Below are 17,303 nucleotides of genomic sequence, written 5' to 3'. Positions count from 1 at the left end.
ATGAAATCAATTATTAAAAATAGAGTTCAAATAGTAGTTCATATAAGTATATGGATTTTGTTATACGGGCTAACTTTTTATCCTATTTTAAATAATGAAAGACCAATTCCTTCAGATGTTTTTCCAAAGTTACTTGTTATCCTTGTTCTTTTTTATTTCAATTATTTCTATTTAGTGCCCGTATATTTATTGCGAAAGAGTGTTTTTATATACTTAATGGTTTCGTTGGGTTTATTGATAATATCAGTAGTAGCGTTAAATCATTTCTATGAGCCAAAATTTCCAGAAAATTTTTTTTTAGGTAGAAAACCTCCGAGAGATTTTGGGTATATACCAATTTATAGGTCATTTGTAAGTCTTGGTATACCTTATGTCATTAGTGCTATTTTAAAAATGTATGTAGAGTGGAAAAGAAATGAGAATTTACGATTATCGGTTGAGAAGGAAAATATTAAATCTGAATTACAATTTTTAAAAGCACAACTAAATCCTCATTTTTTATTTAATACTCTTAATACCATTTATGCACTTTCGGTAAAAAAATCACCCGATACTTCAGAAGCTATAGTTGATTTGTCTGAGTTAATGAGGTATATGATTTACGAGGCAGACAAAGATTTGGTGCCTCTAAATAAAGAGATAGACTATATTAAAAGTTACATTCAGTTACAGCGTTTACGTTTATCTGATAGTGAGAATGTTTGCTTAAAAATAACAGGTGAAGATAGGGGTAGGGCAGTTCCACCACTATTGTTTATTTCCTTTATAGAAAATGCATTTAAATATGGTACCGACTATAAAGGGAAAACCTATGTGAAAATTACCCTGACCATTACGGATACTTCTGTTTTTTTGAACGTAAAAAATAAAATTGGAATTTTTAGAGAACCTACAAAAAATTCTGGAATTGGTTTGGAGAATATTAGAAACCAGTTAGAGTTAATCTACCCTGGGTTGCATAATCTTGAAGTTGATAACGATGGAAAAGATTACGAAGTATCATTAACTATTTATCAAAAACAATCTAGCTTATGAAATGTATTATTATAGATGATGAGCCATTAGCGATCGAAATACTATCGGGATACTGCGAAAAGTTAGATTTTATAGAATTGGTAAACACATATACCAATCCGTTAGATGCTATTACAGAAATAAAAGAGAAGAAAATCGATTTAATATTCTGTGATATAGAGATGCCTCAAATAAACGGAATAGATTTTATGGGCACTTTAGATAACAAACCTTTGTTCATATTTACAACGGCATATTCTCAATACGCTGTAGATGGGTTTGAGTTAAACGCTGTAGATTATTTAGTAAAACCAATACCGTACCATCGTTTTATAAAATCGGTGTCTAGAGTACAAGATTTAATTTCTAAAAAACAAACACCTATTATGGAAGCAAACGTATTCTCATCGACCGGCGATAATTCAGTAGAAAAAAAGTTCATTTTTGTTAAGGCTGAATACGAAAGTATTAAAATAGATCTTGACCAGATTGAATATGTACAGGGGTTAAAAGATTATTTAAAGATTCATATAGCCAATACCAATAAAACCATTTTAACGTTAATGAGCTTTAAGGAGATTATGAGCAAATTACCTGCAAACCAATTTCTTAGAGTGCATAAGTCTTACGTTGTTAATGTAAATTATATTAAGACCGTTCAACGTAATAGAATTGTCATTAATGATATGCGCATACCTATAGGTGAAAGTCATAAAGAGGCATTTTTCTCCATTTTAGGATTGTAGTAGCGCATTTAAAAACTTGAATTATATTTTTCAGGTTTACTTCCTGATTTTACCTGTCATAGTTTAGATAGAATTATCTATTTTTGTTAAGCTAAAGCACGGGTGCCTATTATGAGCGAAAAAGTTTTACTCTCTTCCAAAGAAATAAATATCATCCTGCATCGTTTGGCTTGTCAGCTTCTTGAAACCCATTTGAATTTTGATAATACGGTTTTAATAGGTATACAGCCAAGAGGTAAATTTCTTGCACAGCGCTTAACCAAAATTCTTAAAGAAGAATATAAGGTAAAGCATATAGATGTTGGTTTCTTGGATATTACTTTTTATAGAGACGATTTTAGAAGAGGTGATAGAACCTTAGAGGCTACAAAAACAAAAATTGATTTTTTAGTAGAAGATAAGAATGTGGTCTTAATTGATGATGTTCTATATACCGGTAGAAGTATAAATGCTGCATTAACAGCCTTACAATCTTTTGGTAGGCCTAAAGATGTAGAGTTATTATGCTTAATAGACCGCAGATTTAGTAGACATTTACCAATACAACCAAATTATAGAGGGCGCCAGGTAGATGCTATAAATGATGAAAAGGTAAAGGTGATGTGGAAAGAAAATGATGGAGAAGATATTATATATTTAGTAAATAGATAAGAAAATGAGCGAACTGAGTGTGAAACACTTATTGGGAATTAAGTATCTAAAGGAAACCGATATTCAGCTTATTTTTGAAACTGCCGATCATTTTAAGGAAGTGATCAATCGTTCGATTAAAAAAGTTCCTTCGCTACGAGATATTACAATTGCCAATATATTTTTTGAAAACAGTACAAGAACTAAATTATCGTTTGAGCTAGCTGAAAAACGACTCTCTGCAGATGTACTTAATTTTTCCGCCAGTCAATCTTCTGTAAAGAAAGGTGAAACATTGATAGATACCGTAAATAACATTTTGTCTATGAAAGTAGATATGGTTGTTATGCGGCATCCAAATCCTGGAGCAGGTATATTTCTATCTAAACATGTAAACGCGTCTATTGTAAATGCAGGTGATGGAGCTCATGAGCATCCAACACAGGCGTTATTAGATTCATATTCCATTCGAGAGAAACTAGGAGATGTTGCTGGTAAAAACGTGGTAATTGTGGGAGATATTCTTCACTCAAGAGTAGCGCTGTCAAATATTTTCGCCTTAAAATTACAAGGAGCAAATGTTAAAGTATGCGGTCCTAAAACATTATTGCCTAAATATATAGATTCTTTAGGCGTAGGCGTGGAGACTGATCTTAGAAAAGCCTTAGAATGGTGCGATGTGGCTAATATGTTACGTATACAAAACGAAAGATTGGATATTAGTTATTTTCCAACTACCAGAGAATATACCCAACAATTTGGAGTAAATAAAAAGCTATTGGATAGCTTGGATAAAGAAATTGTAATCATGCACCCAGGTCCTATAAACAGGGGCGTTGAAATTACGAGTGATGTTGCAGATTCGAAACAATCTATAATTTTGAATCAAGTTGAAAACGGTGTCGCGATACGTATGGCGGTTATTTATTTGTTAGCATCTAAAATTAAATGATATGATTTTTACTAAAGAAGGGTCGTTGATTATAGTTTCTCATGAAGAAATTTCAATTGAACGTTTTTTGCTGAATTTGGAAAACGAATACGCTAAGTTGAAGAACGATAACTTGGTGTTAGATTTGTTGGGTTTCTCTAAATTAACTCCATACAATGTTATTTCATTTTTAGAAATATCTAGAAAACATAAAAAGAATGAACAGTCATTTGTTTTGGTGTCCGATAAGGTATCTTACGATGATGTGCCAGAAGAAATCAATTTAGTGCCTACACTTCAAGAAGCTAGGGATTTAATTGAAATGGAAGAAATAGAACGTGATTTAGGTCTGTAATTGTATAGACTTAAATAATTTAGAACTTAGATAATATGCGCCTTACTGTATTGGGTTGCTATGCTGCAACACCAAGAACACTTACGAATCCTACATCTCAAGTTCTTGAAATTAATAACCACATTGTATTAATTGATTGTGGAGAAGGTACGCAAGTAGAATTAAGACGGCATAAAATTAAGTTCTCTAGAATTAACCACATTTTTATTTCTCATCTTCATGGAGATCATTTTTTTGGTCTTCCAGGTTTTATTTCCACCATGCGGTTGTTGGGTAGGGAAAAGGAACTTCATGTTTATGGGCCTAAGGGAATAAAAGAGGCAATTACATTTCTTCTAAAATTAGGAGATTCTTGGACTAATTATCCGTTACTTTTTCATGAATTGTCCAGCAAAGAATCTGAGCTTATTTTCGAAGACGAAAAGATATCTGTAACTACTATTCCATTAGATCATAGGGTGTATACAAACGGTTTTTTGTTTAGAGAAAAAATAGGTAAAAGAAAGTTGAATATTGATGCGGCAGAGGCGTACGGAATAGACAAAGCTTATTATCATAACATAAAGAATGGAAAGAACATAACTTTAGATAATGGTAAGGTAGTTGATAATAAGGAATTGACTTTTGATCCGCCAGCACCAAAATCATATGCCTTTTGTAGTGATACTATTTATGATGAAAGTTTAGCAGCTAAAATTAAGGATGTTGATATTTTGTATCATGAGTCCACCTTTTTAGAGTCAGAGGTAGATTTAGCGACTAAAACAAAGCATGCCACAGCTAAACAAGCTGCAAAAGTAGCTAAAGATGCTAACGTAAAAACCTTAGTGTTAGGTCATTATTCTACGCGTTATAAATCTATAGAACTTTTTAAAGAAGAAGCGTCTACTGTTTTTCCAAATGTTCTGCTTGCCGATGACGGAAAGACTTTCGATTTTTAGATGTTTTAATCCATTTTTATACCATTTATTTTCCTTTCTTTTTAGAACTTTGTTTATCTTGTTTTTAACACGAAAATGATGCAGAAAGATTTAGGTGATTACAGAAAATCATACGAGAAAAGTGCGTTGATGGAAGACAGTATATCTGACAATCCTATTCAGCTATTCCAGACTTGGTTTTACGAGGTCGAAAAATCAGATGGAGTAGATGAACCTAACGCCATGACGGTTTCAACTGTAGGTTTAGATGGTTTTCCAAAAAGTAGAGTAGTTCTTCTTAAAAAGTATACCCATGAAGGTTTTATATTTTACACTAATTACAACAGTGAAAAAGGAAGGGCGTTAAGTGAATACCCTAAAATTTGTCTCTCATTTTTTTGGCCGAGTTTAGAACGCCAAATTATAATAAAAGGTACTGCTGAAAAGTTAGCAAAAAATCTGTCTGATGGTTATTTTGAATCTAGACCAGACGGAAGTAAGTTAGGTGCATTAGTTTCTGACCAAAGTACGGTCATAGAATCAAGAGGCGTTTTAGAAGACAAACTTTCACAATTAGAAAAAGAGTATAACGGAAAAGAAATTGAAAGACCAGAACATTGGGGTGGTTATTTGGTAAGACCGGTTTCAATGGAGTTTTGGCAGGGAAGACCAAATAGGTTGCATGACCGTATTCGTTATACATTAACCGAAGATTTTGACTGGAAAATGGATCGTTTGGCTCCTTAAATATACAATATGAAGAATCTATTTTTAATGCGCCATGGTAAATCTTCATGGGAACTTAATGTAAGTGATCAAGATAGGGCATTATTACAAAGAGGTATCATTGATGCCCAATTAGTGGGTAATGAGCTTAAAAGTAAAAACTTAAAAATAGATCGTGTTTTCACGAGTCCGGCAAATAGGGCTTTTCACACTTGTATGATATGTTTAAGAGCATTAAATTATCCTTTAGAAAATTGTAGTATAGTAGAAGATTTATATGATTTTTCTGGAGAAAAAGTGCTTGAATTTATTCAGGGTTTAGATAATAAATTAGAGAATGTACTTTTATTCGGTCACAATCATACCTTTACCTATTTAGCTAATTCATTAGGTAACAAGCATATAGATAATGTACCTACAAGTGGGTTGGTGCATATAAAATTTAACGAAGATTCTTGGGCTTCCATTTCAAAAGGCTCAACAATACAAACCATTTTTCCGAAGCAACTAAAAGCATGATAAAAAATAACAATCAATACGTAAATAGAGAAATAAGTTGGTTATGGTTTAATGAGCGTGTTTTACAAGAAAGCGCAGATAAGAACGTGCCTTTAATTGAAAGACTTCGTTTTTTAGGTATTTTCTCTAACAACCTAGATGAATTTTTTAAAGTGCGTTATGCAACTGTAAAGCGTATTGTAGAGGCTGGTAAAACAGGAAAGAGCGTTTTGGGTGGTGAGAAGGCTAAAGATCTTTTAGAGGAGATTACGAATATTGTCATTGAGCAGCAAACCAAGAGTTTAACCATACTTAGAAGAATAGAGCATGAACTTGAGGGTAAGAACATTTTTATCATCAAGGAAACAGAACTGAACGAAAACCAAAAGGAATTTGTGAAGGCATATTTCTTAAAAGAGGTTAGTCCACAGTTGATGACCATTATATTAAATGATCTTACCCGTTTTCCGACCTTAAAAGATACTGCCGCATATTTAGCAGTTAAAATGGTTATTAAAAGTGAAGAAAGTGAAAAGGAGAAACGATATGCTTTAATTGAAATTCCTAAGGGAATAGACCGTTTTGTTGTATTACCAGACGAAGGTGATAAGAGCTTTATCATCATCTTAGATGACTTAATTAGATATTGCTTGGACAATATTTTTACCATGTTCGAATACGATTCGATATCTGCTCACATGATTAAGATTACTAGAGATGCAGAACTTGATATTGATAATGATCTAAGTAAGAGTTTTATTGAGAAAATATCTTCTAGTGTAGAGCATAGAAAAACGGGTGATCCGGTACGTTTTGTATATGATAAAAGTATCAGTAGAGATACATTGACTTTTCTAAAGGAAAAAATGAATATTGAAGATACGGATAGTGTAATACCAGGTGGTAGATATCATAACCGTAGAGATTATATGGGGTTTCCTAGTTTAGGAAGAAAAGACTTATTGTATGATAAAATAACAGCGTTACCTGTAAAAGGTTTAAGTGTCGAAGGAAGTATTTTAGAAAGCATTGCAAAAAAAGATTATCTGCAATACACTCCATACCACACCTTTACCTATATTTTAAAATTTTTACGAGAAGCGGCACTTGATCCTAAGGTGCGTACAATTAAAATTACGGTTTATAGACTGGCAAGTAATTCTCAAATAGCGGCATCATTGATTAATGCAGTTAAAAATGGTAAGCAGGTTACGGTACAAATTGAGTTACAAGCTCGTTTTGATGAGCAAGCAAACATTGAATATGCCGAACAACTTCAAGCTGAAGGGGTAAAGTTGATTTTTGGTGTACCGGGTTTAAAAGTGCATAGTAAGATATGTTTAATTGAGCGTGAAGAAGGCGACTCATTAAAGCGATATGGTTTTGTAAGTACTGGTAATTTTAATGAATCTACAGCAAGAATTTATACGGATTATACCTTGTTTACAGCGTATGATCCAATTTTAAAGGAATTGAACAAAGTATTTGATTTCTTTGAAACAACGTACAAAATCAATAAATACAAGCATCTTATAGTTTCTCCGCATTACACTAAAAATGCATTTATAAAATTAATAGATAATGAAATCGCTAATGCTAAGCAGGGCAAAGAAGCTTACATTAAAATAAAAATGAACAGTTTCACCTCTTACAAGATGGTAGATAAGTTGTATGAAGCTAGTAGGGCGGGGGTAAAGATCCAGTTGATCATAAGAGGTATATGTTGCTTAATACCAGGTGTTGAGGGCATGAGTGAAAACATAGAAGCGATTAGTGTTGTTGACAAATTTTTAGAACATACAAGGTTGTTTGCTTTTGCAAATGGTGGTGATCCAAAAATATATATATCATCTGCAGATTGGATGACAAGAAATCTAGATTATAGGGTAGAAGTAGGTTGTCCAATTTATGATGAGGATATTAAAAAGGAATTAATGGAAACTTATGATATCTGTTGGAGGGATAATACAAAGGCTCGTGTTTTTAATATGGCGCAAGACAATGCATACCGTAAAACATCGATACCTAAAATACGATCACAATTTGAGACCTATAATTATTACTTAAAAAGTTTAGAATCCAATGAATAGGTTAACCGTGAATAGATTCTTTTGTACCTAAATTTTTCATGATTTGGGCTTCATATTCCAAAAGACTGTTCCATTTCTTATTAACCTCTTCTAATTCCCCATATTTACGGGCAAATTTTAAGAACATAGTATAATGGCCGGCTTCACTTATCATTAATTTATGATAGAAGTCGGCTAATTTTTTGTCTTCCAATTCTTCAGAAAGTAATCTAAAACGTTCACAGCTGCGTGCCTCAATTAAACCGGCATATAATAATCTATGAACCAATTGTGTAGTTCTGCTACCACCTTTAGGAAAAAATTTAATTAGTTCAATAACGTAATCATCCTTACGGTCTCTTCCTAATGTATTTCCGCGTTTTAGAATAAGGTCATGTACCATTTTAAAGTGCCCCATTTCCTCTCTTGATAAAGCTACCATTTCCTCAACAAGTTCAGTATATTCAGGAAAAGATACAATCAAAGAGATAGCTGTACTAGCAGCTTTTTGTTCACAATAAGCATGGTCTGTAAGTATTTCATCAATATTTTTCTCAACAATATTTACCCATCTTGGATCAGTTGGTAATTTTAAGCCTAGCATAGTTTACTTTTTTTCAAAATTAGAAAGATTTTGAAGACCTCACCAATTATAATTAAGAACCTGCACAACTTACTGATGAATAATAATTATTTTTGAAGTAAAGTCAATCTTTATTATAAAATGCACAATCGAGAAGATATCCAGAATATAGTAATCAAATACGGAAAGCCAGAAAGTGTTGCTTGGTTGAAAGATAAAATTGAAAAGATGGCAGGGAATAAATCGTCAAAAGATTTATTTATGACCTATAGTCTTTTGAATGTGAAATTTAGTGCATTAAAGCCTATATCGTTCGAAGATTTAGATAATGATAGCTCACGCTATTTTAATGCACATAAAGCAAATATTCTACAGGTGGCACGTATATTTCTATTGTCAGAAGTTCTAAGCCAAGACATAGAATTTTATACACCTAAGGTGGCTAATATTATTCAGGTAGCTGATACTGGTGAATTGGAAACATTTTTGAAATATTTGGTTTTATTACCAAACCCTGAAGCCTATAAGCAAACTGCAGTAGAGGCATTACGTACCAATATTGCAATAATTTTTGATGCAATTTCGTTGAATAATACATATCCGGCAAAATACTTTAATGATCAACAGTGGAATCAAATGTATTTAAAGGCTGCATTTATGGAGCGCGATCTTTCGCAAATAGAGTCTGTTGATGAAAGGGCAAATGAAGATCTTACTAGAATTATATCAGATTATGCTCATGAAAAATGGGCGGCCTCTAGAAAAATAGATCCGATGTTTTGGCGACCTGTTTCAAAATTTTTGAATGAAGAACTTTTAAATGACATGAATACGCTTCTTGAAAGTGAAGATGTGATTGAGAATAAATCAGGTGCGTTATGTTGTTATTATTCAGAAAATGATAAAGCAATAGCACTTTTAAATAATAAGCCGGAGTTGAAACATAAAGTGGCAGACGGGCAAATTAATTGGAATACGATTAAACAATAATAGAATGGAAGATAAAATGATGATTATTGACCCGCATGTACACATGACGTCAAGAACCACGGATGATTATGAAGCAATGGCAGCGGCGGGGGTAGTAGCAATAATAGAACCTTCTTTTTGGTTAGGTCAGCCTAGAACCCAAGTAGGTTCTTTTCAAGATTACTTTAGTAGTCTAGTAGGTTGGGAACCTTTTAGAGCTAGTCAATTTGGTATAAAGCACTATTGTACAATAGGTTTAAATTCTAAAGAAGCCAATAATGAAGCATTGGCAGAGCAAGTAATTGAGCTGTTGCCGCTATACTTACATAAAGAAAATGTTGTAGCTATAGGGGAGATAGGATATGACGACCAAACGCCTGCAGAAGATAAGTTTTTTAGAATGCAGTTGGATATGGCGAAAGAATTGGATATGACCGTACAAGTTCATACTCCGCACCGAGATAAAAAAGCCGGAACTATCAAAAGCATGGAAGTTTGCTTAGAACATGGTTTAGACCCTGCAAATGTAATTATAGATCATAATAACGAAGAAACGGTTAAAGAAGTTTTAGATCGTGGATTTATAGCTGCATTTACAATTTACCCTAAAACTAAAATGGGAAATGAACGTATGGTTGAGGTTGTTAAAAAATATGGAAGCTCTAATATAATTGTAGATAGTTCAGCAGATTGGGGCGTTAGTGATCCTTTGGCTGTGCCAAAAACAGCTTCTTTGATGTTGAAAAGAGGTATTTCAATGGAAGATGTAAGAAAGACTTGTTATCAAAATGCCTTAGATGCTTTTAGTAAGAATGGAAAAATGAAAGAGGCACATTGGCTACAACCAGATAGCATTAATCAATCGCAATTATTTAATGATAATAGTGTTTTAAGAGGTCAGAAACCACGAATAGACGAAGACCAAATTACTTAGAATGAAGGAGAAATTAATGGGTTTTGCTCGTTTGGCAAGACCCGCAAATTTGCCAACTGCAGCGGCAGATATTTTGGCAGGTGTTGCTATAGCTTTATATCTTAAAAATATTGAAGTACTTAAATTTCTTGGAGATCAGAGTGCTGATATTTTGTCATTGGTGTTCTCTTCTATAGCACTCTATGCTGGTGGTGTTGTATTCAATGATGTTTTCGATGCAGAGTTAGATGCTGTTGAAAGACCGGAAAGGGCAATACCTAGCGGACTTGTTCCTAAGAGGGAAGCGGTTTATTTTGGAATTATTTTAATGCTAATAGGTATTACATTGGCTTTTAAATGTAGTCTGTTGTCGGGACTAATATCAATTGCTTTGACCATTGCGATATTAACTTACGATGCATACTTTAAACAATTTTCATTTTCAGGTCCTTTAAATATGGGAATCTGTCGTGGATTGAATTTGCTAATGGGTATGTCTATTTTAGGAATGCTCTCTCATTGGTACATTTCAATTGTTCCGGTAGTATATATTTTTGCTATTACTTTAATAAGCAGAGGAGAAGTTCATGGAAACAATAAAAAACACATTGTTTGCGCAGGTATTTTGTATGCAATAGTTATACTGTCTATTGCGTTAGTTGTAATGCAACAGAAAGACAATCTAATAGTGTTATTACCGTTTCTAATATTGTTCGGATTTTTAATTTTCAAGCCATTAGTAAAGGCTTTTAAAGAAAATTCACCAAGCAATATCAAAAAAGCAGTTATGTCTGGTGTTTTGTCACTTGTTGTCATGAACGCATGCTGGGTAGCTGGTTTTTCAGATTGGTACTTAGCATTGGCAGTTTTGTTGCTTTTACCATTATCAATGCTTTTGTCTAAATTATTTGCAGTAACATAAATTCATATGCAATTACAACCTATAAAACAGTCTTTTAAAGTTCAATATGATTATCAATTGTATTTTACTTCTGGATTATTTTCTTTGGAGAATCCTTTATTTGAAAAATTAATAGCGGATTACAAAGATTTTGAACCCGTAAAATTACTTTTCGTTATAGATGATGGGGTAAAAAATCATCACCCAGCTTTAATAAATCAAATTTCGGCATATTGTAAAAAACATCAACAGACTATAAAGTATACAAATACTTTGGTGTTACCTGGTGGAGAGCAAGTTAAGAATAGTGATGAAGCTGTTGAATCCGTTTTAAAGGGAGTAAATGATAACAAAATCTGTCGTCATTCATTTGTTGTAGTAATAGGAGGTGGTGCAGTGATTGATATGGTTGGTTATGCTGCTGCAATTGCACATAGAGGCGTTAAATTGATTAGAATACCTACAACAGTGCTATCCCAGAATGATTCTGCGGTTGGGGTAAAGAATAGCGTAAATGCTTTTAAAAAGAAAAATTTCTTAGGAACATTTGCACCGCCATACGCGATTATAAATGATAGCAATTTTTTAGAAACTTTAGAGCAACGTGATTGGATTTCAGGTATTTCTGAAGCAATAAAGGTTGCGTTGATAAAAGATAAATCGTTCTTTGAGTATATTTCTGACAATGCTACAAAGCTAAAGCATAGGGAAATGGAGCCAATGCAATATGTAATTTATAAATGTGCAGAAATGCATATGCAGCATATTGCCCAAGGTGGTGACCCTTTTGAATCTGGTTCATCTAGACCTTTAGATTTTGGACATTGGGCTGCCCACAAAATGGAATTCATGACTAATTATGAATTACGACATGGTGAAGCGGTAGCAAAAGGAATTGCCCTAGATGTAACCTATGCCCAATTAACAGGTTTAATTTCAGAGGCAGATTTACAACATATTTTAGATGTAATGATTTCTATAGGTTTTGATCTCACACTCCCTGTTGAAAGTTCTAACGAGATTCAATCCTTGTTAGATGGTATAGAGGAGTTTAGAGAGCATTTAGGTGGTCAATTGACAATTACCTTAATTTCTGATTTAGGTGTTAAGCACGATGTTCATACTATTGATATGGAGCTGATGGCTAAGGCTGTTTTAAAATTGAATCATCAATTCGCATTAAATTAAAACAATGCAAATAAAGGAGAATCTTCACTTAACTTATTGTACCAATATTCATCCTGGTCAAGATTGGAAAAGTACTTTTGATAGTATAAAAAAACATGTACCCGCTATAAAGCATAAGGTTTCAAAAGATCAACCATTTGGTCTAGGGCTACGTTTATCCAATAAGGCTAGTGAAGAACTAGAAATTGGGGATAACTTGTTCAATTTCAAAAAGTGGCTATCAGAAAATAATGTATACGTTTTTACCATGAACGGATTTCCTTATGGTAATTTTCATGATGAACGTGTAAAAGACATGGTACATGCTCCTGATTGGACAACAGATAAACGTCTGACATATACAAAACGATTGTTTCGTCAATTATCAGAATTATTGCCTGATGGATTGAATGGTGGAATTTCAACCTCACCAATTACCTATAAATATTGGCATGAGACGGAAAAAGATACTCAAAATGCATTTGAGACTGGTGCTAAGAATATGTTAGAAGTTGCTAAACAATTACTTGAATTAGAGAAAAGTACCGGAAAATATTTACATCTAGATATAGAACCTGAGCCAGATGGTTTGCTAGAAAATAGTGATGAATTAGTATCTTTTTATACAAACTATTTACTGCCTTTAGGGGTTGAGTATTTTAAGAAAGAACTGGGTTTAGGGCAAGAAGAAGCTGAAGCGGTAATTAAAAAGTATCTGACCGTTTGTTATGACATTTGCCATTTTTCTTTAGCATATGAAGAGCCGGAAGATACGTTTGCGAAGTTTAAAAAAGAAAATATAAGAGTTGGTAAAATTCAAGTAAGTGCAGCTCTTAAAATTCTATTTAATGGGAAGGACAATGAGCGTATTTGGAAAGAATTATCTCAATTTAATGAGCCTACTTATTTACACCAAGTCACTGAGAAAATAGATGGTAAAGTAAAAACATACAGTGATTTGCCATTAGTTTTAGATGGAGAAAGAAATCATAAAGAACTTCGAGCGCATTATCATGTTCCCATTTTCTTGGAAAAATATGGAGAGTTGTTTTCAACACAAGATCATATTTTAAAGACGATAGATTTCATTAAATCTAATTCGGTATCTGAACATTTAGAAATCGAAACTTATACGTGGGATGTTTTGCCTACAGATTTGAAACAAGATTTAACAGTATCCATAATAAGAGAAATAGAGTGGTTTAAATCACACATGTAGCATGAAAAAAACGGTAGTCATAAATGTAGTTGGGTTAACGAAACGGTTGATAGGTGAGCATACTCCGTTTATAAAATCGTTTTTAGAAAAAGGTGAAGCTGCTTATATTGAGCCTGTATTGCCAGGGGTTACCTGCGCAGTGCAATCTACATATGTTACAGGTAAATGGCCAGCGGAACATGGTATTGTGGGAAATGGCTGGTATTTTAAAGATGAATGTGAAGTTAAGTTTTGGCGACAGTCCAATAAATTGGTACAGCAACCTAAACTTTGGGATGATCTAAAGGAAAAGTATCCTGATTTTACTTGTGCAAATCATTTTTGGTGGTACAATATGTATTCTAATGTAGATTTTAGCATTACCCCAAGACCAAATTATTTGGCAGACGGAAGAAAAATTCCTGATGTTTATTCATATCCTCCACAATTACGAGATGATATGCAAAAAGCCTTGGGTACGTTTCCTTTGTTCGAATTTTGGGGACCTAAAACAACTATCAATTCCTCTAAATGGATAGCCGATGCCGCTTTGTTGACAGACAAAAAGCATAATCCAGATTTGACATTGATTTACCTTCCTCACTTAGATTATAATTTGCAGCGATATGGTCTTGATTTTGAAATCATTTCAAAAGACCTTCAAGAAATAGATACTGTTGTTGAGCAATTAGTAAAGCATTATGAAGCATTGAATGCTAGGGTAATTTTGCTTTCGGAATACGGAATTACAAATGTAAACAGACCTGTTCATCTTAATAGAGTATTAAGAAGAGAAGGTATGATTGCCGTGCGTGAAGAAAGAGGCTTAGAGCTCTTGGATGCTGGTGAGAGTGATGCTTTTGCAGTTGCAGACCATCAAATAGCACATGTATATTGCAAAGATTCAAAAGACATTGCACGTGTAGCGAAAATTATAAAATCAGTTGAAGGTGTTGAAAAAGTTCTTTATGGTGATGATTTAAAAAACTATCATATAAATCATGAACGCTGTGGAGATATTGTGGTAGTTGCAGATAAAGATTCATGGTTTACATACTACTTTTGGTTAGATGATTCAAAAGCTCCCGACTATGCACGAATGGTAGACATTCATAAAAAGCCTGGATATGATCCTGTTGAAATGATGACAGATCCAAAAGATAAATTGGTGATGGCGAAAGTGGTGGGTAAACTTCTTAAAAAGAAAATGGGCTTTAGAACTGTGATGGATATAATTCCTATTGATGCAACTTTAATAAAAGGTTCTCATGGGAGATTAACTGAAGATATTGAGGATTTCCCCATTTTCATTAGTAATCATGTAACGGGTGATAATCATCAGAAAATTACGGCAATACAAGTGCGTGATCTTATTGAAGATCACTTATTAAACTAATTTCAAATGAATAAATTATTTAAGGTTTTAGGTTATCTTTTTGCGGTTTTATTTACAATTAGTGCTGTATTACAATACAATGATCCCGATTCTCTACATTGGATAATTATATACGGAATTGCTGCATTAGTATCTCTTTTATTCGCTTTGAATAAAATAGGATTTTTAGTACCGTTAGTTTTAGGAGTGTTAGCTTTTATAAATTTTGTGTATTTATATCCGTCAGATTTTCAAGGTTTTGATTTAAACGATGGAGATATAGAAACTGTAGAGTTAGGTAGAGAGGCATTTGGATCCTTAATAATTTCCATAACACTTTTAGTGTTTGCCTTTAGAATAAAAAGAAAACTAAAGGTATAAGTCGAATTCTGTTCTTAATAAATCAATAACTGGATTCTTCTTCCTTAATTTTTCATACTTTTCTTCGGGAGTAAATGCAAATTTTGTTACTGTAGTTTCATTTACCGTAATTTCTAAATGAACAAAGTGATTATTCAACTTAGTTCGTAGATACTCCATCAATTCAAACTGCTCACGCTCAATTTCTTTCTTCATAGTTCCGTTAGGAAGCTCTAAGTGAATAGCGAAATTCTCTTTTAATTTAGGAATATCTGAATGTAGGTTAGAAGCTAGAATTTTTTGCCCTTTCTTATCTATGATTTCTATAAAATCTGCCCAGTGCTTACGCAATTCTTCTTCTGTAAATGGGTCTTTAGGTAAGTTGTTCTCATCTATTACAACTTCAATTTTATTGAGCTCATGTTGTTTTTTTGCATTAAGACTAGATATGGACAAACCAGAAACCCTTTTTGTAGGGCGATTAATAGTCAGTTTTTTTGCAATTTCCTTTACTTCTGGGCTTGAATTATTTGGATTGGCTACTTGCTCTGGTTCTTTAGTCTTTAAAGAAACTTGCTCTTGCTCAGTTTTTGCAGCTATTTTAACATCGGTTGGCGCTTCTGGTTGTTTAGGACTACCATTTTCATGTGTGGCTTTAGCTTGAATTTTTTGATTGCTTACTTCTTTAGAAACAGTAGTATTATTTTCAGAAACTTTTGCAGGTGCTTTAGGTAGTTGCTTGTAAAAAGCAGAAGGAGCAATAAAATCAATAGTCTTATTCTGTAATGCTACAGATTCAGGATTTTTTTTTTCTCCATCAAAATTGATAGAGGCAAGCTTCATAAGAGTTAGTTCAACTAGCAAGCGTTGGTTCTTACTTGTTTTATATTTTAGATCACAGTCATTTGCGATATCTAAACCTTGCAATAAAAATGAAGGAGATGTTCTTTTACTTTGGTCTCTATATAATTGCTGCGCTGCTTCACCAACTTCAAGTAAGGTAATAGTGTCTGGATGTTGGCATACCATTAAATCTCTAAAATGCGAAGCTAGACCAGATATAAAGTGGTGACCATCAAAACCAAGTGACAATGTCTTATTGAAAAGTAATAGAAGATTTGGAATGTTATGTTCCAAAATTAAATCTGTTGCTTCAAAATAAGTGTCGTAGTCTAATACATTCAAGTTTTCTGTGACTGCTTTACGTGTAAGTTCAGCGCCTGAAAAACTAACGACCCTATCAAATATAGATAAGGCATCACGCATAGCACCATCAGCCTTTTGGGCAATGATATGAAGAGCATCGTCCTCGGCATTTATACCTTGGTTTTCAGCAATATATTTTAAATACTCAGCAGCATCTTTGACCGTAATTCTTTTAAAATCAAATATTTGACATCTAGAAAGAATGGTAGGTATAATCTTATGTTTCTCTGTAGTTGCTAATATGAAAATAGCATGCTTTGGCGGTTCTTCTAAGGTTTTTAGAAAAGCATTAAAAGCAGATTGAGATAACATATGTACCTCATCGATAATATAAACCTTGTATTTACCAACTTGTGGTGGTATACGTACTTGATCTATAAGATTTCGAATGTCGTCTACAGAGTTGTTAGATGCGGCATCTAATTCAAAAATATTGAAAGCAAAATCTTCATTTTCTTGCTCCGTGCCATCAGAATTTATCTGTTTTGCCAAAATACGAGCACAAGTAGTTTTACCAACACCTCTAGGTCCACAAAATAATAGTGCTTGGGCTAGGTGATTTTGGTCTATTGCATTTTGTAACGTATTGGTAATAGATTGTTGACCTACAACATCTTTAAATGTTTGAGGTCTATACTTTCTGGCCGATACGATAAATGGTTCCAAAATTCTGTCTCTGATTAAACTTGTACAAATATAAATATAGCAGTGAATACTAACGAGAATTAAGAATAGAGATCAT

At 33.3% G+C, this 17,303-nt stretch carries 18 protein-coding genes; 16 read left to right on the top strand and 2 right to left on the bottom strand.

Translation table 11 applies throughout. The features are described 5' to 3' along the window. The 9 genes from P178_RS0119080 to ppk1 all read left to right on the top strand — a co-directional run bounded on the left by P178_RS0119080 (nucleotide 1) and on the right by ppk1 (nucleotide 7,910). Nucleotides 1-1,035 carry a sensor histidine kinase gene (locus P178_RS0119080; RefSeq protein ID WP_027067735.1) on the top strand — a complete coding sequence of 345 codons (1,035 nt, stop codon included), beginning with the start codon at nucleotides 1-3 and terminating at the stop codon, nucleotides 1,033-1,035. Continuing rightward, on the top strand, nucleotides 1,032-1,760 hold the full coding sequence (locus P178_RS0119075; RefSeq protein WP_027067734.1) for a LytR/AlgR family response regulator transcription factor: 729 nt from the start codon (nucleotides 1,032-1,034) through the stop codon (nucleotides 1,758-1,760). The genes P178_RS0119080 and P178_RS0119075 overlap by 4 nt, the downstream gene beginning before the upstream one ends. 111 nt (nucleotides 1,761-1,871) lie before the next feature. Beyond that, nucleotides 1,872-2,411 (top strand): bifunctional pyr operon transcriptional regulator/uracil phosphoribosyltransferase PyrR, encoded by a 540-nt coding sequence (gene pyrR, locus P178_RS0119070; RefSeq protein WP_027067733.1) that lies wholly within the window; start codon nucleotides 1,872-1,874, stop codon nucleotides 2,409-2,411. Between the two features lie 4 nt (nucleotides 2,412-2,415). Next, a complete protein-coding gene (locus P178_RS0119065; protein WP_027067732.1) occupies nucleotides 2,416-3,342 on the top strand; it encodes an aspartate carbamoyltransferase catalytic subunit in 927 nt (308 codons plus the stop codon). Nucleotide 3,343: 1 nt separating this feature from the next. After that, on the top strand, nucleotides 3,344-3,676 hold the full coding sequence (locus P178_RS0119060; protein WP_027067731.1) for a hypothetical protein: 333 nt from the start codon (nucleotides 3,344-3,346) through the stop codon (nucleotides 3,674-3,676). Nucleotides 3,677-3,711: 35 nt separating this feature from the next. Continuing rightward, nucleotides 3,712-4,617, top strand: coding sequence for a ribonuclease Z (locus P178_RS0119055; RefSeq protein ID WP_027067730.1), 906 nt, complete (start codon nucleotides 3,712-3,714; stop codon nucleotides 4,615-4,617). Between the two features lie 78 nt (nucleotides 4,618-4,695). Continuing rightward, a complete protein-coding gene (gene pdxH / locus P178_RS0119050; RefSeq protein WP_027067729.1) occupies nucleotides 4,696-5,343 on the top strand; it encodes a pyridoxamine 5'-phosphate oxidase in 648 nt (215 codons plus the stop codon). Between the two features lie 9 nt (nucleotides 5,344-5,352). Continuing rightward, entirely contained in the window at nucleotides 5,353-5,841 is a 489-nt protein-coding gene (locus P178_RS0119045; protein WP_027067728.1) for a SixA phosphatase family protein, read from the top strand. Further along, on the top strand, nucleotides 5,838-7,910 hold the full coding sequence (gene ppk1, locus P178_RS0119040) for a polyphosphate kinase 1 (RefSeq protein WP_027067727.1): 2,073 nt from the start codon (nucleotides 5,838-5,840) through the stop codon (nucleotides 7,908-7,910). Before P178_RS0119045 ends, ppk1 begins: the two co-directional genes overlap by 4 nt. Nucleotide 7,911: 1 nt before the next feature. On the opposite strand, the gene P178_RS0119035 is transcribed toward ppk1, so the two are convergent. Continuing rightward, the gene (locus P178_RS0119035) at nucleotides 7,912-8,493 is read right to left on the bottom strand and encodes a tRNA-(ms[2]io[6]A)-hydroxylase (protein ID WP_027067726.1); all 582 of its coding nucleotides are present in this window, start codon (nucleotides 8,491-8,493) and stop codon (nucleotides 7,912-7,914) included. A 120-nt stretch (nucleotides 8,494-8,613) separates the two neighbouring features. Here P178_RS0119035 and P178_RS0119030 point away from each other — a divergent pair, with 120 nt between their 5' ends. The 7 genes from P178_RS0119030 to P178_RS0119000 are packed head-to-tail and all read left to right on the top strand — an operon-like array spanning nucleotide 8,614 to nucleotide 15,376. After that, the gene (locus tag P178_RS0119030; RefSeq protein ID WP_051638367.1) at nucleotides 8,614-9,462 is read left to right on the top strand and encodes an EboA domain-containing protein; all 849 of its coding nucleotides are present in this window, start codon (nucleotides 8,614-8,616) and stop codon (nucleotides 9,460-9,462) included. A gap of 4 nt (nucleotides 9,463-9,466) precedes the next feature. Next, nucleotides 9,467-10,375, top strand: a complete 909-nt coding sequence (locus P178_RS0119025) for a TatD family hydrolase (RefSeq protein WP_027067724.1) — start codon at nucleotides 9,467-9,469, stop codon at nucleotides 10,373-10,375. 1 nt (nucleotide 10,376) lies between these two features. After that, complete coding sequence (gene eboC / locus P178_RS0119020) at nucleotides 10,377-11,276, top strand: UbiA-like protein EboC (protein ID WP_027067723.1); 900 nt, start codon at nucleotides 10,377-10,379, stop codon at nucleotides 11,274-11,276. A gap of 6 nt (nucleotides 11,277-11,282) precedes the next feature. After that, a complete protein-coding gene (locus P178_RS0119015; RefSeq protein ID WP_027067722.1) occupies nucleotides 11,283-12,443 on the top strand; it encodes a 3-dehydroquinate synthase in 1,161 nt (386 codons plus the stop codon). A gap of 4 nt (nucleotides 12,444-12,447) precedes the next feature. Next, nucleotides 12,448-13,641: a metabolite traffic protein EboE gene (gene eboE / locus P178_RS0119010; RefSeq protein WP_027067721.1), complete on the top strand. Its 1,194-nt coding sequence runs from the start codon at nucleotides 12,448-12,450 to the stop codon at nucleotides 13,639-13,641. A 1-nt stretch (nucleotide 13,642) separates the two neighbouring features. Then, nucleotides 13,643-15,016, top strand: a complete 1,374-nt coding sequence (locus P178_RS0119005; RefSeq protein WP_027067720.1) for an alkaline phosphatase family protein — start codon at nucleotides 13,643-13,645, stop codon at nucleotides 15,014-15,016. Between the two features lie 6 nt (nucleotides 15,017-15,022). Further along, entirely contained in the window at nucleotides 15,023-15,376 is a 354-nt protein-coding gene (locus tag P178_RS0119000; RefSeq protein WP_027067719.1) for a transmembrane 220 family protein, read from the top strand. On the opposite strand, the gene P178_RS0118995 is transcribed toward P178_RS0119000, so the two are convergent. Continuing rightward, on the bottom strand, nucleotides 15,365-17,227 hold the full coding sequence (locus P178_RS0118995; RefSeq protein WP_027067718.1) for a DNA polymerase III subunit gamma/tau: 1,863 nt from the start codon (nucleotides 17,225-17,227) through the stop codon (nucleotides 15,365-15,367). The two genes, P178_RS0119000 and P178_RS0118995, sit on opposite strands and share 12 nt — an antisense overlap. Between the last annotated feature and the right edge of the window lie 76 nt (nucleotides 17,228-17,303).

Origin of the sequence: Maribacter sp. Hel_I_7 (genome assembly GCF_000688315.1) — a bacterium.
GTDB lineage: Bacteria > Bacteroidota > Bacteroidia > Flavobacteriales > Flavobacteriaceae > Maribacter > Maribacter stanieri.
Note: the sequence above shows the minus strand (reverse complement) of the source record. Positions and strands in the feature narration are given on the sequence as shown.